Origin of the sequence: Kytococcus sp. HMSC28H12, from assembly GCF_001816045.1 — a bacterium.
GTDB lineage: Bacteria > Actinomycetota > Actinomycetes > Actinomycetales > Dermatophilaceae > Kytococcus > Kytococcus schroeteri.
Genome location: NZ_KV824427.1, coordinates 1 through 4899 on the forward strand (window position 1 = coordinate 1; position 4899 = coordinate 4899).

At 75.2% G+C, this 4899-nt stretch carries 5 protein-coding genes and 1 pseudogene; 3 read left to right on the forward strand and 3 right to left on the reverse strand.

All coding sequences use genetic code 11. The annotated features are described in order from the left end of the window. Positions 1-60 precede the first annotated feature (60 nt). The gene (locus HMPREF3099_RS05655) at positions 61-540 is read left to right on the forward strand and encodes a DUF3037 domain-containing protein (RefSeq protein WP_237769761.1); all 480 of its coding nucleotides are present in this window, start codon (positions 61-63) and stop codon (positions 538-540) included. Between the two features lie 182 nt (positions 541-722). On the opposite strand, the gene HMPREF3099_RS05660 is transcribed toward HMPREF3099_RS05655, so the two are convergent. Continuing rightward, on the reverse strand, positions 723-1535 hold the full coding sequence (locus tag HMPREF3099_RS05660; RefSeq protein ID WP_070705102.1) for a TrmH family RNA methyltransferase: 813 nt from the start codon (positions 1533-1535) through the stop codon (positions 723-725). A 138-nt stretch (positions 1536-1673) separates the two neighbouring features. Between HMPREF3099_RS05660 and HMPREF3099_RS05665 the strand changes: the two genes are divergently transcribed. Then, positions 1674-2510, forward strand: a complete 837-nt coding sequence (locus HMPREF3099_RS05665; protein WP_070705098.1) for an LppP/LprE family lipoprotein — start codon at positions 1674-1676, stop codon at positions 2508-2510. A 218-nt stretch (positions 2511-2728) separates the two neighbouring features. On the opposite strand, the gene HMPREF3099_RS05670 is transcribed toward HMPREF3099_RS05665, so the two are convergent. Then, the gene (locus HMPREF3099_RS05670) at positions 2729-3529 is read right to left on the reverse strand and encodes a sulfite exporter TauE/SafE family protein (protein ID WP_070705099.1); all 801 of its coding nucleotides are present in this window, start codon (positions 3527-3529) and stop codon (positions 2729-2731) included. Next, entirely contained in the window at positions 3526-4323 is a 798-nt protein-coding gene (locus HMPREF3099_RS05675; protein ID WP_070705100.1) for an ABC transporter ATP-binding protein, read from the reverse strand. The genes HMPREF3099_RS05670 and HMPREF3099_RS05675 overlap by 4 nt, the downstream gene beginning before the upstream one ends. 47 nt (positions 4324-4370) lie before the next feature. Here HMPREF3099_RS05675 and HMPREF3099_RS05680 point away from each other — a divergent pair. Then, a pseudogene (locus HMPREF3099_RS05680) lies at positions 4371-4899 on the forward strand (hypothetical protein); the annotation flags it as partial.

Sequence of the window (4899 nt, forward strand, 5' to 3'; positions counted from 1 at the left end):
GCAGCGGACGCTCAAGATGCAGGCCCGCCGCGCGGTGGTGCGCCAGGGCGAGGAGCCCCGGTGAGCGGGACGGCGGCCGGGCCCACCGTCATCGGGACGGCCGGTGGCGGCACGCGCGAGCTGCGGCGCCCCACCCGGGTGGAGGGCGCGCCGACCTGGCACGAGTACCAGTACGCGGTCATCCGGTGCGTTCCACGACCGGAGCGCGAGGAGTTCGTGAACGTCGGTGTGGTGGTGCACTCGCGCTCGGCGGCGGTGCTCGACGTGGCCGTGCGGATCGATGCGGCGCGCCTGCAGGCGCTGTGGCCGGACCTGGACGTGGCCGCCGTGGAGCGCTTCTGCGTGACCATGGACCGCGTGGCCCGCAGCGAGCCCGTGCCCGGGGGACCGCCCGCCGACGTGCTGCACACGCTGGCCATGCGCTTCGGGTGGCTCGTGGCACCGCGGTCCACGGTGGTGCAGACCTCGCCGGTGCACTCGGGGGTGTCCCGTGACCCGGGCCGTGAGACCGCTCGGCTGCTGGAGCGCTACGTGGCCTGACGCCCGCGCCGGCCCGCACCCGCATTGGCCGGCTGCGCCCCTCCCTGCAAAGGTCCGGCTGCGGTCCAGAGGTACGGCGCACGGGGCGTACCTGTGGACCACAGCCGGGCTTCTGCGGACGAGTGCCTCGAGGCGGACGGCTGGGCACGGCACCGGCACCGTGGGCCGGCCTGGCCGGGACCTCAGTCGCGGGGCTGGGTGGCGTAGAGGGCCAGGGCGCTCGCGGCGGCCACGTTGAGGGAGTCCACTCCCCCGGCCATCGGGATGCGCACGGCCAGGTCCGCGGCGGCCACGGTGCGATCGGCCAGCCCGTCGCCCTCGGTGCCCAGCACCAGCGCCAGCCTCGCCGGCAGGTCGGCCTCCAGCTGCCGCATGGTGAGCGCGTCCTCGCGCAGGGCCAGGGCGGCCACGGTGAACCCGGCCTCCTGCAGCTCGGCCATGCCGCCGGGCCACGGGTCGATGCGGGTCCACGGCACCTGGAAGACCGTCCCCATCGAGACGCGGACGCTGCGACGGTAGAGCGGGTCGGCGCAGCGGGGGGTGACGAGCACGGCATCGGCGCCCAGGGCCGCGACGGAGCGGAAGATGGCGCCCACGTTGGTGTGGTCCACCACGTCCTCCACCACCACCACGCGGCGCGCCCCGGCCACCACCTCGGACACCGGGGGCAGCTCCGGGCGGTGCATGGCCGCCAGCGCGCCACGGTGCAGGTGGAAGCCCGTCATCGCCTCGGCCACCGGGGGCTCGGTCACGTAGACCGGGGCGCCGGTGGCCTCCACCTCGGCCACGAGGTCGGCCAGGTCGGTGACCCAGCGCGGGGTGAGCAGCAGGGAGCGTGGGCGGTGGCCGGCGGCCAGCGCGCGGCGGATGACCTTGTCGGACTCGGCCATGTAGAGCCCCCGCTCGGGTTCCAGCTTGCGGCGCAGGTTCACGTCGGTGAGGCCGAAGTAGTCCTCGACGCGCGGGTCACGGGGGTCGGTGAGCGGGATGGGCATGGGGGACATTCTCCGGCACCGGTGCTGGTGCGGAAGCGCCCCTCGACGGCGACAGCGCGGTGACAGGTCGCCCGGGTGAGACTTGCCGCGCCCGGCGGCCGTCGGTGCGCCCCACCGACGTCCTGCCCCGGAGGCCCCATGAAGAAGTCCCCTGCCCTCGTCGCCCTGTGCCTGGTGAGCGCCCTGGGGCTGTCCGCCTGCGGCTCCGACGGCGACGAGGGCGCGACGGACCTGCCCGCGGCCCTGCCGAAGGTCTCCACGACCACGTCCGCCGGCGGGACGACGCCGGCCAGCGGGGCGAGCACGGACGGCCAGGAGTCGCCGGGGACGTCCGCCGGCACGCCCACCTCCCCGACGGCCGATGCGGAGCCGGCGGAGCCCACCGGGGCCTCACCGTCGACGTCGGCCCCGAGCCCCTCCGCGAGCGCGACGCCCACGCAGGGCGCGACGGAGGCTGCCCCCACGGAGTCGGCTGACTCCACCCCTGCAAGGTCGACCACCCCGTCCGCGAGCACGCCCTCGACGACCACGCAGCGCGAGTCCGCGAGCCCGACGCCGAGCACGACGGCCTCGCGCCAGCCCACGACGGACACCGAGTGCGCCGACACCACCGTCGCGCGCGAGGTCGCGCTGCACGGGGACGTCCTCGACGGCATGGAGCCCCAGAGCGTCTACGGCGACGCCTTCGACCCCTGCGCCGACCTCTCGGCCATCGTCGTGTCGACCACGGGAGCGATGACGGGTTCGCACCAGGTGCTCCTGTTCCACCGCGGCGAGTACCTGGGGACCTCCTTCGCGACTCCGACCTACTACCAGCCCGGCGTGCACCTGGAGGACGACCGGACCGTCCGGGCGCACTACCAGTACGCCAAGCCGGGCGAGCCGGCCCACATGCCCACCGGTCAGGAGGTCATCCGGTTCACCTGGGACGGCTCGAAGGTGGTGGCCTCGGGCGTGCCGCACGAGCTGCGCTGAGGCCGGCCGAGCGCCTGTCACCGGGCTGCCCCGCGGCCGTCCCTCCGTGGAGGCGCCATGACAGTGCCATGACAGTGCGGGACGGCAGTGTGGGGCAAGGCCCCACCACCTCACCTGGGGGGAGGTGGTGACGGTGGTCGTCGGCGCAGGAGGGGGCGTCGCCGGCCACCGTCACCGGGGCGTCGGCCCGCGTCGCACCGGGCCGACGCCCGTACGGGTCACCGCAGCAGGTCGATGACGGCCAGCACGCAGATGACCGCCACGCACCCGCGGATGGCCCATGGTGAGAGCCGCTGCCCCACCCGGGCGCCGACCATGCCGCCCACGGCCGAGCCAGCCGCCAGCAGAGCCACCACCAGCCAGTCGACGGCGCTCCAGGCCACCACCACGAACACCAGCGCGCTCATGCCGTTGGACACCAGCGCCAGCAGGTTCTTCAGGGCGTTCTGCTGCTGCACCGTGGCCGCGGTGCCGAGGCCCAGCACGGCCATGTACATGACGCCCTGGGCGGCCCCGAAGTAGCCCGAGTACACGCCCACGGCCCCCAGCCCCAGCAGCAGGCCCCACGGCAGGGCCTCGGGCAGTCCCACGCCACCATCGCCCGGGGCCGCCCCAGCAGCCGGTGCCGTGGCCCGGGATCGCGCCAGACGCGCCTTGATGAACGGCTGGGTGACCACGAGCACCCCGGCCGCGCCGATGAGCACGGGCACCACGGCATCGAAGACCGAGCCGGGCAGGGCGAGCAGCAGCAGCGCCCCGGCCAGCCCGCCGACCGCGCTGCACGTCGCCAGGGTGGCCAGCGCCCGCCCGGCGCGCGGCAGGTGGTGTCGGTAGCCCCACGTGCCCGAGACGCCGCCGGGGATGATGCCCAGCTTGCTGGAGATGTTGGCCTCCACCGGGGTTAGCCCCAGCGCCACGAGCAGCGGGAAGGTCACCAGGGAACCCGACCCCACGATGGTGTTGATGGTGCCGGCGGCCAGCCCGGCGGCCGCCACGAGGGCGAGCTCGAGGGGGGTCATGCTCCGCGGGGGTGCGCGGCGCGGGCGGTCCAGCGCTGGCCGTGGCGCTCCAGCACCACCTCCAGGCCGAAGGTCTCGCTGAGGTTCTCCGCGGTGAGCGTGCTCTCCAGGGGGCCGGCGGCCACCACGCGCCCCTCACGGAGCATGAGCACGTCGGTGAAACCGGGCGGGATCTCCTCCACGTGGTGGGTGACCAGCACCATCGCGGGGGCCTCGAGGTCCTCGGCCAGCGCGCCGAGGCGTCCCACGAGGTCCTCGCGCCCGCCGAGGTCGAGCCCGGCAGCGGGCTCGTCGAGCAGCATGAGCTCCGGGTCGGTCATGAGAGCACGGGCGATCTGCACGCGCTTGCGCTCCCCCTCCGAGAGGGTGCCGAAGCGTCGCTGTGCCAGGTGGGCCACGCCGAGGGTGTCCAGCAGGTCCTGGGCGCGCTGCACGTCCTCGTCGTCGTACTCCTCGCGCCAGCGCCCCACCACGGCCCACGAGGCGGTGACGACCACGTCCAGCACGGTCTCGTCGCGGGGCACCCGGTCGGCCAGGGCGGCCGACGACAGCCCGATGCGGGGGCGCAGGTCGAACACGTCGGTGGTGCCCAGCACCTCCCCGAGGATGCCGACCACACCGCTGGTGGGGTGCATGCGCGCGCTGGCCACCTGCAGCAGCGTGGTCTTGCCGGCACCGTTGGGGCCGACCACCACCCAGCGCTCCCCCTCCTCGACCTCCCAGTCGATGCCGCTCAACAGCTCGCGGTCGCCACGGCGCACGGTCACATCGGCCAGGGCAAGGACGTCGCTCATGGTCAGCGAGTCTACGAGTGCCGGTCGGGGCTGGGAGACTGCCGCCGATGTCCGACGCAAGGCCCCCGCACCAGCAACCGCCCGCCCCGATCGTCCCGCGCCTGGGACCGCCCGGCCTGCCCGTGGTGGTGACCGCCGCCCTGTGGTCCACCGCGATGCTGCGCGGCAAGCTCGACCCCGATGACCTCACCGACCGTGCCGCACAGGCCGTGGAGGCGGTGACGCCCGCGGCCGCGCACTTCCTCGGCACCACCGTGGCCACCTGGCGCGACGTGGGCGAGCAGACGGTGCTGGCCGTGCTGCCCCGCCCCGGCCGGCCCGGGCGCTTCCCGGTGGGGCCGCAGGCGCTCGGGGCCTCCATGGCCGACGACGCCGTCGGGGTGCTGCTGGCCCCGTTGCTGGGCGAGGGCGTGGTGCTGCGCCTCGAGCCGTTCGGCCACGCGCTGGACGGCGGGTGGCTGCTGGACGTCGAGCCCATCGCGTGCACCCCGGTGCCCGCGCCCCGGCTGGAGGCCGTGGACCTGCGCGGCACGCAGCGCGCCCTGGCTGAGGCGACGCGGCGCGGCCTGGAGGTGC